Source organism: Mycoplasma zalophidermidis (assembly GCF_018913985.1).
Lineage (GTDB): Bacteria > Bacillota_I > Bacilli_A > Mycoplasmatales > Metamycoplasmataceae > Mycoplasmopsis > Mycoplasmopsis zalophidermidis.
The window spans coordinates 1-20,188 of record NZ_JAHMHK010000003.1; the positions used below are offsets into that span (position 1 = coordinate 1).

Genomic DNA, 20,188 nt, shown 5'->3' on the forward strand with positions numbered 1-20,188 from the left:
CTTTTATAATACTGCATAGCACTTTCATAATTTAAAGCTACAATATCTTCATCTTTTAAATTATGTTTTATTTTTAAATAGTTAAAGAACTTTATTCCTTGTTTTGTTTTTCAAAGAGGTCTAATCTGTTTAGAATCCAAAACAACATTTTCCGTAAAATAGCTTTGTGGATTTGAATTTTCTTTTATTAAAACCAGTTTAAAATTACTAATTGACTTTTCAGCATTTGAAGCAAATAACCAAATCCCTGAATTAGAAAAATATGTATTATCAGAAGTCTTTATAACCTCTTCATTATAAAATTTATTATTATCTTGTTTTACAAACCACAAATAATTATCGTTTTGTTCTAATTTATATAATGTAAATTTTTCTGTCTTACCAATAAGTTGTTTTAATCCTCCTTTACCAAGTACAATAGCTTCAACAATTAAACCTTTATCTAAACTATTATTATCGTGAGGTGCAAAAAGTGTTTTAGTGTTAAATGGTAGCTTAGTTAATTTATAATATTCTCTATCTTTTTCATCATTGTAATATATATCAAAATTATTTAAAGCTTCATTTTTTAGCTGACTTTTACTATCAAAGATACCAAAATCAAACCAAACTAGTTGTTTTTTCGTCCCTGTTTCTGGATCTATACTCGGATCATATTTAGGGTTTTTAATGCTATTTCCCTTATCATCTCTTAATAAATTTCCCTCACTATCTTTTATAAATTCCTCAATTAATTCTTTTTGTTGTGGATTATTTTCAGGTTCTCAGGCATATCACTTAAAATCAACTTGTGCTGATTTTGAATCTATAAATAATACTTTTGTATAATGCATTTCTAAATCAGCATCTAAATTACCTGGACGAGAATATTTATAAATATCAATTTTATATTCATTTTTTAGATGTGAATTTTCTTGTGTTTTTTGTGTATCATCATTAACGACAACACCATAATCAAACACTCTTTCATCATCACCAGCATTACTCCGATTATCTTGTAAAAATTCTTCAAATGTTCTATCTAATACCTCTATTCTTTTACCATTAATTTTTAAAACTTCATTCTCACTTAACGTTGTATTAAATATTACTTTTAAAGGTGTATGAGCTTTCCATCTACCTGCTCAATATTTCTTTTCTCTCTGTTTAACGCCTATACTCTTAGTATCTTTTGGATCTCTAATTAAAACATCATCAACTAAACGAGTTGTTTTTGCATCAAAATCTACTCACTTACCTAATTCAATTTTTAATCTTTCATCTATTTGCAAACCTTCAAAATTAGAATTAGGTTTAAATTTAACTTTAACATTATCTGCTAATAATTTCTTTTCGCCATTTCAAATAACATAAAGATTTATTTTATCGCTAGAAGCTTGCTTATAAACTAATCGCATATTGATTTTTGCAGAGGTTATATTTTCATTTAATTTTTTAATATAATCATCAAGAAATTTTTTATTAGACTTAAACCCTGATTTAGGTTTAGTATTTAAATTACCACCACTATCAGAGCTAATCATAAATTCTGTTTTATTTTCTAAAATTTCATTTTGAATTTTGTATCAACCAGTTTTTAATTCCTCATAATTATCGTGTGCTTTTTCATACTCGCCACTAATATTAATAATCAGTCTTTTTGCCTGGTCTTGTGTATTTATATCAATTAAACGACCATTTACCCATTCTCATCTGTCATATTCTATTTCTTCAAATGAGTCATAGCTAATATATTGATAATCATCGTTTTGTAATTTTATCTCAACTCTCTTACCTTTTATTAATCCTAATTTAGCATTTTCTCACTGACTTTTAATTTCATTTTTAACACTTACATCAAGAGAACTATTTCTCATTATCTTTTGATACATAGCTTCAAAACGATTAAAATCAATTGTTGTCGATATTTCATAACCTACATGTTTTCCTCAATTATTAATGTCTTCTAAATCTTTTAAATATTTATTAAACTCTTGATCAGATACTCTTTGGCCATCCGATCTAAATTGTCAAGTTAAATTTTCGTTTAAAAATATATCATCAGCACTTATTCTTCATTCACTTTCATAAAAATCTTCTCAATAAGGTGATTTCATAAATGCTTTGTTAGAATCCACCGAAAATGATTTACTTAATTGCTGACTCCTTACATTCCTACCCCATTCTCTAGGCAAAGAGTAATAAGTGGTAGTACTATTAGCGTCAGTTTTAAAACTAGTAGAAACAAAACATAATGGCACAGCAAATGGAGCACTTACCAGCCCAAAATTTAAAATCTTTTTTAGTTTATTTCTCATAAATTATTTACCTAAATCAAAATACTCTGCCAAAATCTCGGGATCTGTATCATTATTAAACTCATAATTTTCATATATTTCTTCACGTTTTTTAACTTTTGCCACTTTCTCATTTGTTTTTAAGCCTTTTTCATCATTTTCAATATTTAAAATCTGACGAATTTGCTCAAAATATTTCGGCTCAACTAACAATTCCGAACCAGGATTATCAATTATCTCTTTCGAAACATCGCCGCCAGCCAATGCATTTAGTAATAAATCCAGTTTTTTATTAATAATATTATTCTCAACTCTAACTTTTAAAATTTGATTAATAATATTTGCAGTATAAGGCGATAAAGACGCATAAAATGCCTTTCTAAACGCATAAAATAAATCAACCTTCAACGATGACATTACTTTTCTTTTATCTTTTTCATCTAAAAATGAAACTACAATATCAGATAAAGCATTCGATAAAGACTGTCCTTTACCTTCAACTGTTTTACGAAATGATTTAAATTTTAAAATATCGTTTTCATCATATAACCTAAAACTTAATTGCACCCCATTATCTTGTTTTGGAGCTTCATCTTTTGCTTTCTTTTTCGGTTTTCGACCTCGTTTTTTAGGTTTTACTTCTTTTTCTTCGCTTGCTTTATCATCTTTATATTCTATTTGTTGTGTTAATTCTTTTTCCTGCAATTCTGCTTGTTGGTTCATTAACTCGTTTTTTAAAGCTATATTTTCATATTGTTTTAACAACAATTCTTTACTCATATCTAGTTTTTCTTTATCCATAATACTCCTATAGTTCTTGTTTTCTAAAATCGCCTTGTTTAAAGTACAATCCTTTTTCATATTCGTTATATCAAACATCAATCTTAATTTTTGAGTTTAAATTCAGTGAAATCATATTATTACCAATTACTCCAGCACTTAAAAATGAAGTCATCGATTTATTTAAACCACCGGTATATTCATACATCTGCTCGACTGCTTTCAAGTCTTTTTCCTTAAGCCCAAAAATTGTAGAGTACTGACAATTCTGCACTATCGACTCAGCTTTAGCAGAAACTAATAAATCTGATGGCGACTGTGTTGTTAAATCTAAACCAAATAAATATTTACGTCCTGTCTTAGTTAATTTTCAAACGAAATTTAACATTATTGGACGAGAATTATCGACATACTGATGAATCTCATCGATAAATAAGACCGTATGTTTATTAGGATTTTTAACCACATTTTGATAAACCAAATCTTGTATTAAACTCAGTAAGACATAACTACCTAAATTTGAATCATCTTTCCCTAACGACATTAATTCTTTTGTGTTAAAAATAATAAATTCATTATCTAAATCAATCTTGGTTTCAGCATTATATAAGTTTTGATATTTACCATTATTCTCAAATAAAAATTTAAACGAATCAGCAATATTAGCTACCATTTCACGTTTTCTTTGTTTTTCAAATTCATCAACATATTTATAGTTTTCTAATTCCACAATTAAATCTGACATAATCGGTCATTTTTTAATCATTTTAAATTCTTCAACGCTTCTAATATCATAAACTCCGGTTTGCTCATAAAGTCTTTTCAAACACGATAAAATAACCATAATATGTTCATCTCTAAAATTTACATTTACTAATTTAAAAAACCCTTCTAATCATTCCAAATGTTTTAAAACGATACCTTCGACGCTAACCTCTTTTTTATTATCATCTTCATTATCTCAAATCGATACCCTAATCTCCAAAGGATTTAAAGTGGTTTTACCACTATTACCAATATTGAAAATTGTTCCACCGAATTTTTTTGCTAAATATTTATACTCATTCTCTAAATCGATAACATAAACATTTCTATTTTGTGCTAACTCATCAACTATCGATTTTGATTTTGATGATGATTTTCCTGTTCCACTAGTCCCAACAGTCATCCAGTTATAATTAGTTCTCTTTGCGTCTTTTTTATAAAATCTATCAACTATAATCGGCTCACCCGTAGATATAGTTGTCCCTAAAATACTAATATTACCGTCATTATGAAACTCATTTTCGAAGCTTCAACCATATGCAGCATTAAATGATGATATCTGTACTGCTTCTTTTAAATTATTTGTGGTTATCAAACAACTTTGAGCATAAGCTTCAAACTGTCTAAATGGTAATGAAGTTAAATAAATTCTAGCTTTAACAGCTGCATGATAATTTTTACTCTCAATCATCTTTAATTCTTTTAATGAACTTGCTTTATTAATAATCATAAAATGTGAATCAAATAAATTATTACCATCAATTAATAGCTGGTCTTGTAAATATTCCATAGCTTCTAATTGTAAATTATTAGACTTTCTTTGAAATTTTGAATTAATAACAGCTGAGTTATCAATATTCTTTTTAGCCACACTATCTAATAAATGTGCTTGTGCTTCTGTTGAAATTGCACCTAAATTTCACACAATAACAGAATCATTATTCAATAACTCGCTATTTCATCCATCCTGTAATCTCAATGGCAGTTCATTAACTGTCTGAATTGAATAATATAACATGTCTTTAATAAAGTAATTAGCTTTAAAAACGACATTTTCTGCTCTTAATAACTCATCTAAACTAATCAATTTTGTTTTTGAAGAAGAGCTATCATTTTTATGTTTTTTCGATTTTGATAATAATCATTTTTTAAATCTCAAAATTCAATCATTACTTAAAATTTCTTCTTCATCACGATAATTTCGTCTCAACCCATTAGTTTTTAATTGTTGCTGATCTATATATTTTTTAAGTAATTCCTCATCTAATTCTTTATCGTTTAATCTAGCCAAAAATCTCACTAAATCAGCAGACTTTAATAAACGAGGTTCTAATTCCATCGAGTTCATATACTGATAAACCATATCAATATTTTTTTGTAGTTCTGATATTCTACGCTCATACAGTACAACATAATATGTATCAAGCATTATTTCTTTATCTAATGTTTCAAAGTCTAAAAACTTTTCTTCATATAAATTTGTGTAATTTTCAATCACTTCAGCACTTGCATTATTTAGCTTTAAATATTGCATTTTTTGGTCTAAATTAGTTTTTAAAGCTTCAAAGTTTTTTGAATAATCAATTAATTCCTTTTGTCTAACAAAACTAATCTGTATTTTTGTATTATCTAATACATCAATAAATTTTGCTAAAAACGACTCTCTATCGCTTTCTTCTTCACTTCAAGGAGTCTTACCTTTAAATTTTAATACGCTAAAATATTTAACTCCACCACGCAACATTTTTGTTTTAATATATCTATCTTCGAGCATTTCGGCATATGGTATTAAATTTTTCGTGCTGTTTCTCTTATTATATTTTTTAGTTTTAAAAATATAACAAATCATCCTAATCAGCAATCTATATAATCTAACATCATATTTTCTAATTTTTATTAAAAGCACACTAAATACACCGAATGTTAAAAATCAAATTAATATTTTGAAATAAGGATTCATTTTCTTAGGCAACACTGATTGCGTTAAGAAAATCGAACTAATAACACAAGCTAATAACACTACAAAATCAATTCAGTCAAAATTCTTAAACACTTTTAACTTAGTTTTCTTTATATTTTTTGGTTGTAGCATTCTCATTAACCTTTCTTAATATTTTCTTTACTTTTTACTATACTTTTTGCTCGTTTTTTGTTTGCAGCTTCTCTTGCATCAGCACTTTTTATTCGACCATCTATAAATGATGAAATCAACTTGTTATCTTTATTAGCTTCACGTTCTTTAATTAGTTTTTGTTTTTCTAATTCAGCAGCTGAAACAATATTTTTCGATGCAACTCCACGTTTTGAGTTTTGAGCCATCAATCTTGATTTTTGGTCATTAATATTTAATTCTTTTCTCGAACTACGCTGTGTTCTCGCATCAATTAAACTTCCTAACGCTTCATGTCTTTGTGCTAATTCTTTATATTTCTCCGAATTAACTCCACCTTCCTGAGCAGCTAGTTTTTCCATTTCTTTCAAGGTTTGATTTTCTTGTTTAATTAATTTATTATCACTAGCTCTTAAATCAGATTTTTTATAAGCACTATTTCCTGAAGCTAATTCTTTTCTAATCATTGCTCTTTCAGCTTTACTTTCCAACTTATCATTTGCTATAGCCATTCTTTGGTCTTCTGAACGCATATTTAAGCTTTGCATTTCTTTAGCATATCCAGCTTTTGATAACTCGCCTGATTTCAATTTATTTTTTAAATCTCTCTTAGCTTCTAATTTTTGTAATCCTGCCTTACCACGAGTTAAACCCACACCAGCAGTTTTTAATGCTTTACCACCAGCTTTCGTTGCCTTACCAAGTGCTTTAAACGCACCACCAATACCAGCACCTAATGCCATTCCACTAGCCAATAAACCTTTAGTTTCCGACATAGTCTCTCTCACTGATGCAGATTCTCCAACAAATGCTGCAATCTCGCCAGATAATCCCGTGCTAGCGACAGCCCCACCAATCGCTAAACCAACAATTAATAATATTTTCGTAAATCAGTTAGTATCTAAATTATTCGCTCAATCAGTACTTCTTTGTAAAAAAACAGCATATATCTGTATTCCGACAACAAAACCCAAAATCGCAAATGATTTTGCCATATACATTTCTTGTCATTGTTTCATTCGCTTACCATCATCTGCAATCGATGATGCTGCCACAAATGGCGAAATAACGAATAAAAACAACTGTTGAAATATTTTCGTCACCAAAGTTATTAAACCTAATGTCAGAGGTACTAATGTACCAATCGACATCAATGCACCCAAAAATACCAATCTAGGTCCTTGACCTCATGCTAAATGTTCATAATCATCATATGTGATATTAAAGTAATTATCGCCTATTTCATTTCATCTTTTAAAACTAATACCATCTAACTGGTCCTCTGCTCAAATACTTCTAAAAAGTGTTTTATCTAAAGTTAAACTATTAGACCCTAAAACTAAATTCAACATCAAGCCAATAATCAAATTAAATAAATAAACACACACCGGCAGACCAATTAACCACACCGTTCCCACAAGCGAGTTTTTTAACGCAACTCGCACCGGATTTACTCCATCATCACCTTTATACGCTCACATTCTCAAAGCACTAAAAGCAAATAACAAAACATAAACTAAACTCGATATAATAGCTAATCGTTTAAACATATCAGGTAGCACGGCGAACTCAAATTTTTGCGATAAACTCAAACCAAATAATAAATATTGTGGTAGCCCAACAGCAACTAACTCAAACAGCACCACAATAGCATTAATTAATAGCAATGGCAAAATTACAAACGGGCCATAACCAATCATAAAAGCACCATAACTAATCTTATTTATAACTCCTTCGAACAACACTTTTATGCTCCGATCGCAGACTTAATAATCGAAGTAATTATCGGACTAAGAGCTCATAACACAACTACAGCAATAAGAAAAATTCCTAATCATTTAATTCTTCTCATTTGACCTTGTCTTTCTTCTTCTGATTCTGTCTTACCTGCTTTAAAAAATGCAATAGCTGCAATAATCACAATTACTATTGTTAAAACCCCTGCAAACGCTCCTAATACTATATTAATGTAATATTGTATTTGTGTTGCAATCGCATCAAAACTTTCTTTAATTCCTTGATTACCACCGGTACTTGTACTACCGTCTAATACTTTATTTAATAAATTCATAATATCTCCTATCTAATAATTAAATCTTCTAAATAGTCTTCCTGACTATTTTCTTTCTCATTCTCATCATTTGTTTTTTCTTCATCAACAACATAATTATTTGTTTTATTTTTTAGTGCTTTCGTAGAATAAATAACACTATTCCCAATAACCTCTAAACGATATTCCTTAACTCCTTCACTATTAATAAAACTATTCTTTTTTAATGTGCCAACAACCTCTACTAAATCACCTTGTTTCACATATTTTTTAAAATTTAATGCATTATTTTGAAAAATAACAACATCAATAAACTCACTTTCATTATTAATCTCATTTGTAGCTATACTAAACTTTAAAATATTTGCTTTACTAGTATTCATTTCTCAAAAACTCTCATTAGCAACTCTTCCTGTCAGTAATACTTTATTCATATTCTTCCTTTCTTATTTCATAATAAAATACGTCACCATTGTTCATATTCCTAAAACATTCACAACAACGCCAGACACTAAATACTTTCATTCCTTTTGATTAGACCGTGCTTTTTGTCTTAACTTCTTATCACGAGCAAAACACTCTTTATAACCTCTAACCAGCACCACTATCATCAAAATTAAAACAATCGCCAAAAATTCAATGCCAGCAATGACAAACGATCCTTCCATATACCTCCTTTAATCAAAAAAACGCCAACAAACAATCTAAGCAACTTAGATCGTAAATTGGCGTTTAACTTTACGTATTTTTATTTTGATTTTATTTTTGCATGAACTTTCTCAATTAGATCATCATATAGTTTTTTAGCTTCGGGACTAAAATCATCTAATAAATTAAATTCTTCCATCGATAAACCATAATCTCTGGCGATGTCCTCTTTCAAACATCTCATATATTCTTCGTGGTCATAAACCACATGCTTTTTCTCTGGCATCCTACTCCTATCTTTTATATTTTCAACCAAATTTATCATTAAATAAATTAATAATCTTACCTAATCTTTCTCGTGCTAACTCAATCGTAATTAATTGTGGTCTTTCAACTCCATCAACTTCTTTAATATCTGCTCAAATTAATTTATATTTCTCAATTGTTTGAGGATTATTAAATCGTTTATTATATGATGATGATGATGATGCTCAGGTCGCATTACCTAAACCAACTTTTAACGGCAACACAAACTCTTCATATTGCTTTTTAGCTCATTTATAAGTGTCTCTATAATCGACCTTATAACCATAATTAGTTCCACCACCAAAAAGTTGTAAATTAGGATTATGGTCCTCACGACCCATAAATCCCATTGCGTGTTCCAACGCTAAATAATCTAATAATGCTTTTTCATACTCTTCAATTAAAGCGTAAGTTCCACTATCTAATATATTTAATTCTAAATTCTTACTTTTATCTACAATTGAGCCATTTTCCTTAATTTTTTTCGCATTCTCTGCTTCATCATCCACAGCAACAAAATTAATACTATCAGTTAGTTTTTTCATTAATCTTAAATATGCAACTAATAACCTATATTGTGGTACCTGCATTGCCAACACACTGGAATCATTCAAATACAATCAATCAATCCAGTCGTTATTAATGATTTCATTCTCAGCTAATGTTTTCTCATAAAATGCTCTTGATAAAAACATCTCATTATCAAACATATTTCTCAAATAAATATCACGATTTAATTTTCAAACAGCCGAAGGAACTTTCTTTTTCTTACCATTAATGTTTTTGACTTTAGCGTCTTCATCTTTAGCCGATATTTCATATCAATAAGGGTCACCAAACTCGATTTTTTTCCGGCCAAATGAAACATTATCACCCATAATATTTAATCAATCATTATAATGTTTTGAAAACAAACTTGCTCTATCAGTAATTAATCAATCATTAAGAATACCAATTGCATCATCTTTATTTAAAACATAACTAATTTTTTGTTCTCTATTTTCTTCTTTTTTAAAATCAAAGTCCCCACTAACATCAAGTATTTCCAACAATTTCGTAATTAAAGCATTATATTCTTTCGCACTAATATTTCGCTCATCAGCACTAGAATATTTAATTCCATCACCTTTCTTCACCACCAAGCTTCGCACATAACGACTAACATCAACCAGAGTCGGAAAATCATACTCGTTTAAATTAGTAATTCAATAATCACCATAGCTATTTAAAAACTTCTTAAACTCACTCGCATCATTTTCTAAAACCATATCAGCATAATATCTCTTATTAGCATCATATGTATCTTCTGGTGCAACATTAAATGTCATTCCGTTATAACTAAATTGTCTAACATCTCTGACTTCAACTTCGTTATGTTTTTCATCAGCATCATCTTTGTTTTTTTCTCTTATCGCAATTGTCTGCGTTTTTTTCGACTCATCAGGTTTTGGAATTGGTTCATCATAATGACTTCAAATGCACGAACTAGTCATCACCGGTACCGCGCTAAGTCCAGCACCACTTAATAATCATTTAATCTTTTTTTTCATCATCTCTAACTACCTTCACAACTTTAATCACTTTTGTTTGCTCTACTATAATTTTATCTCAATGTCCTCTTTTTTGCTCATAATCAATGACTTCTAATACCTTTTTTCATACCTTGCAGCGATTAATTGATTTAGAATAATTATTTTTCGAACCCCGAAGTCGATAATAAACAACGCCATATTTACTTTTTGCCATAACTATCCTTTCTCAACTCTTCGCACACGTGTATGCATAATGCGCGCTCACACGCGAGCATTAATCATTATTTGAGCTTTTTCGTAAATCATGAATATTAACAAACCTATAACTATTATGAAGAATAATAAATGTCATAACTATTAAACTTAATATCCATATAGAACTAAAAATCAAAAGTAATATTCCAGAAACTAATAAGCTAATATTCGTATTTTCTATTAATACTATTCCAATTCCAAAACTACAACAAATAACAGGAATCGTAATTATTGAAAGCCATATTAAAATGACTTTTTTAAGTTTATTTTTGCCATAACTATCCTTTCTCAACTCTTCACACACGTGTACGCATTATGCGCGCTCACACGCGAGCATTAATCATTATTCGAGCTTTTACGTAATCGCCCTAATTCTCGAATATATTTTTTATAAACAACATAAAATTTAGCAATCTGCTCCATATCAATTTCCTGCGAATCTATGGTTTCTCACTTCTCTGATATGACGTTTTTTTCTTGTTTAAAAACATTAACTTTAAAATCAGAATAATATGAAATCTCTCAATTTCCATTTTTTAATTTTCTACTCATTTTCTTAGGATAGAAAAACTTATAACCTTCTCACTGATAACGATATTCTGGTAAATGCTCTTCCAGCATCTGTGGTAAAACCACTAAAATGGATTTTTCATTTTCAAAAACAACACTATTAATCCCACTAATAACTCTTTTTTCACCTCTACCTGCATTTTTATTCATCTCTTACCTCTACAAACTTAGCTTATTTTTCAAATTCTTTTTGCTTTTATTTTTGTCTTGATAAACATCGCCATTAGCTAAAAAATTGCTCTCAATTTCGCTGAAAATAGCCTTAGAAACTTCATTAACTTCGGTTAATAAATTTTGTTTTTCTTTTATGCTTGCACCCTTCGATCAACTTCGCATATATTTAAAACTATGGTCCTTAGTATCTATTCCTAATTCCTTACCTACCACATACGCTGTCATCTCAGCTTGCAATTCGCAACTAGGTCTTTCTAAATCTCTTAAACTATGTTTTAACTTCACATGAGCATATTCATGCAATAAAGTTTTTAAATTTTGTAAATCAGAGTTTAACTCATTCAAATATATTTTTACATTATCTTTATCATCTAAAGACGACATTCCCTTAACCTGACCTAAAGTCTCATTTTCTCTTATCACAGCATCATTATTTTTGATAATTGTCTCTTTTACTAATTCAAATAACTTTTTACTATCTTCACTCTCATCAGTGATAAAAGCATTAAAGTATTTTTTAGGATAATTTTCCTTAGGCATTGTAGTTTGTGCTATATCAAAAACATTTGCAATTCTAAACCCTACAATCTCGTTTTTTCACTTAACTTTTCCTTCGTGATATTTTTTAACTGTTTCTTTTTTTGCTTTTTTAATCGGCACTCATCTAATATTTCCCTGCTCGTCAATTTCTTCCAGCATAACTATTTCATTAGGTGCTAATATTTTCAAACCTTTCTGGCCAGCTTTAATCGATACACCTTCTTTTTTTCACTCAGTAAATGATTTAACAATTGCTGCGCCTTCCATTTGTGATTTAATCAAGTTCATATTTTTGAAACTATATTTATTAGCAAAACCAGATATAAAATCTAAATATTCTTTCATTTTCTCTTCACTATTAAAATACTCATCTAATTCTGCACTCGATTTTTCAATCAGTAAATCAATTGATGATTTATCTTGTTTATCTTCATCAGGTTTTTTTAATTCCATATCTTCTTTTTTACTTTGTTGCTGCTCAACTTTATCATCTTTCTCTTCTTCAATGCCTTTATAAAACACTTCTGCCTTTTCAAAATGATCTTGCATATTAATTGTTTTCAGCCTTTCTCGCAATATCTACATATAATTGCTCAACTTCACCTAACTCAGCATCATTTAATGAATCAGCATATTTTTGATCTTCATTATATTTTTTATAAAATTCTCAAAAACCATTTTTAATATCAACTAATTTTTGAATTGCTTTTCAATAAAGTACATCAGCATCTTTATTAACTTTTGAACCATGATAAAGTTCTTGCTTAACTTCATTTTTTGCATAATCCATTCAGGTATCTAACAAACCAAGAATTTTCTTAGCTTTATCTTCTCCTAAACTTTTAATAAATTTATATTCATTATATTGTGTCATTTTGACCCCCTTAATTTTAGTTTTCTTCACTATTTGCATTCGAGCACAAAATATTTAAATTTTTTCTCTGTTCTATCAGTTTATTTAAATCTTCATCATATATTTTTTCAACGCTACCTCCACCATCAATATTAATTTCGGTCATTTTTTCAAAATCTCACAAAATACCATCATTTCTATCAGCAACAATCTCTCTATGCTCATAATTCGGTTTATCCATATAATCAAATAAAAACATTGGTTTAATCGCTATCGGTTTATACCCACCAGCTAACACAATCGCCAACTCCTTAGATTTGTATTTCAAATCGCCAACATCCATCACAAATTCTTTATTTAATGATGATGAAACTGATTTTGTTTTGCCATTATATGAAGTCGATTTTCTCTCTTTTTCATACTTACCTAACACCTCAGCATACGCTTTTAGCGTTTCCTCATTATTAGTTTCTAAAAACACTGTTAATCTTGCCTGCGATTTAATTAATTTATGCTCTGATTTACCACTGTTATATTTATCTAATTGTGTATAGTCCTGCAATACCAAAAGGAAAAATATTTTTCTCGACCTTGATATCGACATTCAATCACCTAAATTTGGTATTTTTTCAATTGAGTTAAACTCTTCCATAATAAATAGCAAACTTCTATTCAATTTTTTACCTGGTAAAGAATTTGCCTTCGAAATCGCACTTTTATAAATTTGACTAATTAAAATCGGAATTAGAAATGATGATGATTTTTTATGGTCTGGAAAACTGATAAATATCGCAAATGGTCTATCATTACCAATCATTTGTTCAAAATCAACATTATTTTTCGATGTAATTTCTTCAGTTTTTAAATCATTAGAAAATTGAATTAGAGCCTTCGTAGCATTAATCAAAATACCAGTTAATGTCTCAGGCACTGTCGTAATTAGTGCATCCATCTCACGTTTTAATTTTTCTCAATAAATTGATTTATATCTATTTTCATTTACAATCTTGGTTCATTCACCCATCGTAAAAGTATCTAAATTTAAAAACGCAACAACATTTGACAATGTAAAGTAATTTAAACTAAACTTTTTATTTTCTAACGAGTAAAGAACCATAAATTTTAATATTGTCATCACGACATTTTTCGCTTGTGCTACTCAAATCCCGTCGTCTTGTCTATCGCCTCATTTTAATTCTTCAACCACTTCACGCAGTGCATCAAAACCTTCCGAATAATCTAAATTACTTAATTCTTTATACTCTTTTGAATGAAAGTAATCTCAAGCTAACTTCAATGGATTTCAGCGTACGGAGTTATTAGGATTATCTAAATCAAACAGCTTCACGTCATAACCTTGTTTTTTTAAAATACCACCCGTTGCTTCTAATAATTCTTGTTTTGGATCGATTATTACCATATTTGCTTTTTTATCATCAGACAAACTTGCATTACGGACGATATTTTGAAAAAGTATTCTTCAAGTTTTACCCGAACCAGCAATCCCTAATAAAATCATATGAGAGTCAGAGTGATTAACCATATCGCCGTATTTTTTAATATACCTATTACAAACCCAGATTCATTATTATTCGCAAATTCCTTTTTAAATTTTTTTAAATTACCCTCACCACTTTCCTGGTTATATAAAAATGGTGAATTATCATTTGCTTGTGATCTAGATATATTTTTTAATCAGTCCTTATAATTCAAAACAACCAAACATATAAAACTGACAACTAAAATCAAAACTAAACCATAAAGCCGATATTTATTCTCGAGCACATAGAAATTAACTATATCGCCCCAGACATCTCTTTCACCCTTAAATCACCCCTTAATTGCCTTATCACGACTAATTAATACCGTTCCGACAATACCAACTAATACAAAACAAATAAAAGGCACAATAACTAAACTAAAAAAATATTTTAAAAATCTAAAAAACTTAGAATCAAAGAATTTTTTGTGCTTCATATTTAATACCTTGCCTTAACATTTTTGCGATAACTTCGTAAAGCTTCCAATTTATGTCTAAAATGCACTCCGTTTGCTTCTCAATTTCAACCATCAATTATTCATTTTAAATTCAGGTTTCGTTTAGCTTCACTTTTGCGTCTTGCTGATTTTTGAATAAATATTTTTTGAACACTATTTAAACCCTTAAATCAATCTGACCTTTCGCTCATCTCATCTTCATTCAAACATAACTTAATAATCAAATTACCGATTTGTTTTTCAAACTCATCTTTTTCTTTATCAATAAAATTGTTTTTTAATTTTTCGTTAAATAGTGATGCTAACTTTTCGCCTTTTAACTTTTCTAACTCTGACATGTAATTTTGATATTGCATTTTAATGTCGTCATTATTACTTTGCACATAATCAAAAATATTTCAAATTGCTTCTTTAATATCTTCATCAGCTTTAACATATGTTTTATTTTTGCGATTAAGCATATAATCGCGCACTTTAAATACATCATCATAAATTTCTTCATTTCGCACATCATCCAGCGTCGTAATCGCTTTTATATGCTTTCTAATATCTCAGGTTTTAGCTTTGGTTTCATTTAACTTGCGATATTCTTTTTGATAAATAACCTCCGAAGATAAAACATTATTAAAATTTTGTACAGATTTTTTACTAAATCAACCTTTTTGTTTAAAAACCAATCCCTCTTTTTTAGTCTGTGTATTAGGATTTATTTCTCAAAAACTTAAATGCACATGAGGAAAATCTGTATTAGAATGCATAACTCAATGACCTCTTATATTCTCAGGATCTAAATGATTTGCCTTCAAAAGTTTTCGCATATGCACATTTAATAAATCTGCTCACTCATTTTTATCTAACATAAAATTATCAACTCCAAATTGTCCTGGATTAATAATCATTTCTCAAACAATTTGTTTTTGCAAAATCTTATTCAATAATTCAATTTCATCATTAACATTAATATCTTTGGGATTTTCAAACAAACGATAAACTCCAGATTTTGCACTATCTTTTTTAACTCTGGTTTGTAAATTCATCCACGATTTAAAATCTAAACCTGATTTTTTAAATTCACTTTCTAAATCAAACTTGGTTTTATCATCATCTTGAACATAAACAGCATCAACACGAGCTATATAACGCAAATGTCTTCCTGAAGAATAAAACTCCCAGTCATGAACCTGGTCTTGACCTTTTTGTATTTTTTTCTCCAAACCATATTTAGCAAACTCGATATTAGAATATATCCTTTGTCTATTCATTAATCTCCCACGTCATATATATAACATATACATGACTAATATATTTATGTTCCAGATTTTGTCCAAACCAAAATTTCCCACTCTCAAAATCTTCGTTTTTCCCATCATCGCTATGCTAAAGAACACCACCGACATCGATAGTTCTCCATTTTTTAAAAATATCTAATTTCGTTTTAATCAGAATCATGTTTGATTTTCAGCGGACTATCTGGACTCGAACCAGAATACGTATCATAAATCGTGTTTTACATTAAACTACACGTCCATATACATGACTCTCTTTTATCTAATTAAAACTTCATAATTAAATATCTTTCACACTTAAACTCATAACCGACAAACTTTCTAAAAACTTGTCCTAGTTTATTTTTTAAGCAAATAAATTTTTTCTCTACACCTCTCACAACTTGATAAATTTGTTTAACTCCAAACCCTAACATCTCAGCAAAAGCATTATGCATTCTAAAAACACCACTACGGCTCATATCATCATAAAAACCATTTTGCAGCATAACTTTTTTATCACCCTTACGCATGATAAATTTTTTGCCTGCTAAAGCTTTAGATTTATATTTTTCAACTACAAAATATCACGCTGCTTTCAAACCATTTAAAAGCAAAATTTTCATCGCATTTTCACCTCTAATCACAACGTAATTTTCACCCTTATTTCTCAGGTTTATTTTTTTCAATTTCAAGACATTTTTTTCTCTTAAAATTTCGCCATCCACAAGGTTTAAATCAACAAGTTTTTTAATGGCTAAATTCAGCGTCGTTTTCTTAAAACCAAGTTGCGAAACTAAATCATTTTTACTTATCTCACAATTTAGTTTTTTATACATTCTAATAGTCATAAAAACTTTAACCAAAACTTCATTACCAGCTAATTTATTTTTTCAACTTCGTGAAATAACCAACTTCGCATTTTTAATGAATTTTCAAACATGCTCAAAGTTTTGTTTATCATAAACTTTGCGATCATATTTTTTTACAAAATTTACATTGCTGTAAAAATTTCTAATTTCTTCTTGCTGACCTTCTTTCTCCATCAAATCTAAATTGCTTCAAACACTCATAATAACTCCTAAAAAAATTTTTGTTTTTTTAGAAAATGAAAAGTTGGGAACAACATTTTTGTGGTATAATATATTCAGTTGTCAGGGGGGGGTTGTTCCCTCCTTTTCATTTACTAATTTTTTTTAAAATCAAAAAAGCTGCAAGTAGGTTGCAGCTTTTTTACACACTAATTTTTTACGCATTCTTAAAAACATTTAAATTTTCACGATAAGGTTCGTTTTTCTTTAACCAATCAAATGTTTCGCCTTTTGTTCCTTTACCGTTATTTATTCTATAAAGTCTTTCATACGTGATTTCATCGGCAATATTATTTTCATTATTTGTCACTAATGTAAAAGTTCTATTTCCGCCATCTTCTCTATTTAGTTCCATAACAGCATGACCTGTTGTACCTGAACCTGCAAAGAAATCAAGAATGCGAGCGTTTTTATTTTGACACAAATTTAATAAATACTTTATCAGTTCGATTGATTTCGGATAATTAAAAACTCTATTGTTGAATATTTGTTTGATTTCATACATTCCATTATATGATTTATCATTTATTAAATCTGAATAGGGTATACTTTTATCGTTAGCGTCAAAATATTTTTTATATGCAACTCTTCATTGATTATTAACTTTATATCATTCAATTAATCCATTATCGTTTCTATTTTTATATTCTTTTTTTGAAAGAGTTCAACACCAATCTCTTTCAATATTTTTATTTTTTTGTCTATCTAATCATTTTTCTTTGGAATTACCAGGATAAATTTTAGACCCATCAGGTGCTATGATTTCATAATCTAATGATGGGCTATATCTTAAGCCTTGTCTATCAAATGAGTTTCTTGAGTAAAAACCATTATTATCCTTATATTTATAATTTTCTATATTACTTGATTTTTTATTAGCTATAAATAAATTGGTTTTTTGATAACATAAAACATATTCTTTTTTAATAGCAATATTTTTCGAGTCAGATCTTCCTGCACCCGTTTTGTTTATCATATTTGCAACAAAATTCTCTTCCCCAAAAATTTCGTCCATTAATACTTTTAAATAAGCTTGTTCGTTGTCATCAATCGAAACAAAAATAACCCCATCTTCTTTTAATAGGTCTTTTGCCATTCTTAGTCTTTCATTTATCATGTTTAACCAACCGTTACGGCTGTATTTATCCCGATAGATAAATTTGTTGGAATCAACGAACTCTTTGTCGTTTGCAACGCTGTTGCCGTCATTTTTTGATGCTTCGGTATTATAAGGAGGATCGATATAAATTACATCATAATTAAATTCAAGCCCCGCTCTCTCTCTCTCACTAATAGATTCTTTAATGCATCATAGTTTTCACCAATTATTAGCGTGTTATCATTTCCGCCTAATTTATTGATAAATGATTTATGTTCATCGTATTTTAAAATCGCTACTGAACCCGAATCTACTGTTGGCGCGATGTCAAAAATAAAACCAGTCTTAACTCTTTGGGTTAAGAACTGAAATACATTTGGCAAATCTCTTTCATCTTCTACTTTTTGGAGCAGCTTTTTACATAATATCTTTTGATCTATATTAAACTCCGTATTAGGTAATTCATCAAGTTTTATTAAATATTCTTCCAATAATTTATTCATTTTAGTCTCCTTATAAAAAATAGTAAAGTGCTATTTTTATTATTATATTAAAGTTATAAATAATATTTAAAGAATCTATTTAATTATCTTGGTTTAGTAATATGATCGAAAAAAATATAGTACAGTAAAAAATATTAATTCGATTATACTATCGGAATATAAATGATTAAAATAAGACGAAATGGACTTATTTTGGCTTAGAAACAGCTAATATTCGATTAAAAGACGCGTTCATAAAACAAAATTAATTTCAATAAAATTGAAATAATTAGCTTAATCTTTTTTTGATTTTGAAAAGTGAATAATTATCTAAAATAATTAATCAAGAAACGTTCAAAACCAATTTCAGGATCAGTTTGCCCTGATTTAATTTCACGATCTAATTTAGCTAAATGCTTAATCATTGATTGAATACGTTTAATGCCTAAAATTGTGAGTAGTGAATAAACTTTTTTAACACGATAAAAATTTAATTTAAAGTCATCGGCTAAGTCGCTTAAATTCTTCTTAGCTAAAGAGTAACAGTATATTTCATTAGCTAAAATAAATAACTGACTTGCTTGAGCTATTAGCAATGATATATCAACGCCTTCGTTGATTTTTTCCTTATATTTAATTCAAATAAGATTAAAATTATTTGATTCAAAACTATTAGAAAAGCCAAACACATCCTCATTGAATGTTTCACCGATTGTTTTTTCAATCATATCAACTGTTATTATTTTATTTAAATTAACAAGTTTGATTAATTCTAAATTTATTAAATATAAGTCATTTGGAACTTTTCTTAATAAAGCATTGATTGAAATGTTATCTATTTGTCCGCCTAAATCATGTACAATTTGATTTATTTTTTTTGTTAAATCTGAACCTGTCAGTGTATTCGCGAACAGTAATTTGGGATTAAATTTCATTAAATATTTCGTAAAAATATTATTAGCAATTTTTTCCTGTTTTACTATGTTGGTATTTACGAAAACCACTGTATCTTGAGTATTTTTTTCAATAATCTTAGCTAATTCTTCAGCTAAAATTGCTTCCTCTTTTGAAATTTTATTTTCAAAATAAGGGCAGTCATATACTACAATGATTCGAGATTCTTGAAATAATGAATTTAAACCAATTAAATTAGTTAATTCAACTGTTTTATTTTCGTCTGCGTAATAAAAATTGACTAATTCAAAATTATTATTTGCTTTAATTATTTGTTGTATATACTCATTAACAAAATACTTTTCTTGACCATAAATTAAATACATATTTTAATTATATATAACAATTCATTAATTAAATGAAAGTACTGCAAAATCAGTAAATGTATATTTATTAAAATTTTTTTGATTTATCTATGTTGGTTATACTTAAAGTGAATT

The 20,188-nt window shown here is 28.5% G+C and carries 20 protein-coding genes; all 20 read right to left on the reverse strand.

Annotation, left to right across the window (positions count from 1 at the left end):
• On the reverse strand, positions 1-2,297 hold a 2,297-nt coding region (locus KQ878_RS02160), incomplete at its 3' end, for an Mbov_0399 family ICE element protein (RefSeq protein WP_373422574.1).
• A 3-nt stretch (positions 2,298-2,300) separates the two neighbouring features.
• On the reverse strand, positions 2,301-3,077 hold the full coding sequence (locus tag KQ878_RS02165) for an Mbov_0398 family ICE element protein (RefSeq protein WP_216567842.1): 777 nt from the start codon (positions 3,075-3,077) through the stop codon (positions 2,301-2,303).
• Positions 3,078-3,084: 7 nt separating this feature from the next.
• Positions 3,085-5,919: an Mbov_0397 family ICE element conjugal transfer ATPase gene (locus tag KQ878_RS04385; RefSeq protein ID WP_216567843.1), complete on the reverse strand. Its 2,835-nt coding sequence runs from the start codon at positions 5,917-5,919 to the stop codon at positions 3,085-3,087.
• A complete protein-coding gene (locus KQ878_RS02175; RefSeq protein ID WP_216567844.1) occupies positions 5,919-7,676 on the reverse strand; it encodes an Mbov_0396 family ICE element transmembrane protein in 1,758 nt (585 codons plus the stop codon). The genes KQ878_RS04385 and KQ878_RS02175 overlap by 1 nt, the downstream gene beginning before the upstream one ends.
• Positions 7,677-7,678: 2 nt before the next feature.
• Entirely contained in the window at positions 7,679-8,002 is a 324-nt protein-coding gene (locus KQ878_RS02180; RefSeq protein WP_246778290.1) for an Mbov_0395 family pilin-like conjugal transfer protein, read from the reverse strand.
• A gap of 8 nt (positions 8,003-8,010) precedes the next feature.
• The gene (locus KQ878_RS02185; RefSeq protein ID WP_216567845.1) at positions 8,011-8,415 is read right to left on the reverse strand and encodes a single-stranded DNA-binding protein; all 405 of its coding nucleotides are present in this window, start codon (positions 8,413-8,415) and stop codon (positions 8,011-8,013) included.
• Positions 8,416-8,427: 12 nt separating this feature from the next.
• Positions 8,428-8,649: a hypothetical protein gene (locus tag KQ878_RS02190; RefSeq protein WP_216567846.1), complete on the reverse strand. Its 222-nt coding sequence runs from the start codon at positions 8,647-8,649 to the stop codon at positions 8,428-8,430.
• A gap of 80 nt (positions 8,650-8,729) precedes the next feature.
• A complete protein-coding gene (locus KQ878_RS02195) occupies positions 8,730-8,915 on the reverse strand; it encodes a hypothetical protein (RefSeq protein WP_216567847.1) in 186 nt (61 codons plus the stop codon).
• A gap of 7 nt (positions 8,916-8,922) precedes the next feature.
• Entirely contained in the window at positions 8,923-10,485 is a 1,563-nt protein-coding gene (locus KQ878_RS02200; RefSeq protein ID WP_216567848.1) for an MAG3960 family lipoprotein, read from the reverse strand.
• On the reverse strand, positions 10,469-10,681 hold the full coding sequence (locus KQ878_RS02205) for a hypothetical protein (RefSeq protein ID WP_216567849.1): 213 nt from the start codon (positions 10,679-10,681) through the stop codon (positions 10,469-10,471). Before KQ878_RS02205 ends, KQ878_RS02200 begins: the two co-directional genes overlap by 17 nt.
• A 377-nt stretch (positions 10,682-11,058) precedes the next feature.
• Positions 11,059-11,442 (reverse strand): hypothetical protein, encoded by a 384-nt coding sequence (locus KQ878_RS02210; RefSeq protein ID WP_216567850.1) that lies wholly within the window; start codon positions 11,440-11,442, stop codon positions 11,059-11,061.
• Positions 11,443-11,451: 9 nt separating this feature from the next.
• On the reverse strand, positions 11,452-12,555 hold the full coding sequence (locus KQ878_RS02215) for an ArdC-like ssDNA-binding domain-containing protein (protein WP_216567851.1): 1,104 nt from the start codon (positions 12,553-12,555) through the stop codon (positions 11,452-11,454).
• Between the two features lies 1 nt (position 12,556).
• Complete coding sequence (locus tag KQ878_RS02220; RefSeq protein WP_216567852.1) at positions 12,557-12,880, reverse strand: hypothetical protein; 324 nt, start codon at positions 12,878-12,880, stop codon at positions 12,557-12,559.
• Between the two features lie 16 nt (positions 12,881-12,896).
• Positions 12,897-14,378 carry a type IV secretory system conjugative DNA transfer family protein gene (locus KQ878_RS02225; protein ID WP_216567853.1) on the reverse strand — a complete coding sequence of 494 codons (1,482 nt, stop codon included), beginning with the start codon at positions 14,376-14,378 and terminating at the stop codon, positions 12,897-12,899.
• Positions 14,366-14,836 carry a hypothetical protein gene (locus tag KQ878_RS02230; protein ID WP_216567854.1) on the reverse strand — a complete coding sequence of 157 codons (471 nt, stop codon included), beginning with the start codon at positions 14,834-14,836 and terminating at the stop codon, positions 14,366-14,368. Before KQ878_RS02230 ends, KQ878_RS02225 begins: the two co-directional genes overlap by 13 nt.
• A 2-nt stretch (positions 14,837-14,838) precedes the next feature.
• A complete protein-coding gene (locus KQ878_RS02235; RefSeq protein ID WP_216567855.1) occupies positions 14,839-16,119 on the reverse strand; it encodes a hypothetical protein in 1,281 nt (426 codons plus the stop codon).
• Positions 16,120-16,409: 290 nt separating this feature from the next.
• Positions 16,410-17,195, reverse strand: a complete 786-nt coding sequence (locus KQ878_RS02240) for an MAGa4850 family ICE element protein (RefSeq protein WP_216567856.1) — start codon at positions 17,193-17,195, stop codon at positions 16,410-16,412.
• 175 nt (positions 17,196-17,370) lie between these two features.
• Entirely contained in the window at positions 17,371-18,519 is a 1,149-nt protein-coding gene (locus KQ878_RS02245; protein WP_216567878.1) for a site-specific DNA-methyltransferase, read from the reverse strand.
• Positions 18,462-18,815, reverse strand: coding sequence for a type III restriction endonuclease subunit M (locus KQ878_RS02250; RefSeq protein ID WP_216567857.1), 354 nt, complete (start codon positions 18,813-18,815; stop codon positions 18,462-18,464). Before KQ878_RS02250 ends, KQ878_RS02245 begins: the two co-directional genes overlap by 58 nt.
• A 305-nt stretch (positions 18,816-19,120) precedes the next feature.
• Positions 19,121-20,074 carry a DNA polymerase III subunit delta gene (gene holA, locus KQ878_RS02255; RefSeq protein WP_216505482.1) on the reverse strand — a complete coding sequence of 318 codons (954 nt, stop codon included), beginning with the start codon at positions 20,072-20,074 and terminating at the stop codon, positions 19,121-19,123.
• Positions 20,075-20,188: the final 114 nt, after the last annotated feature.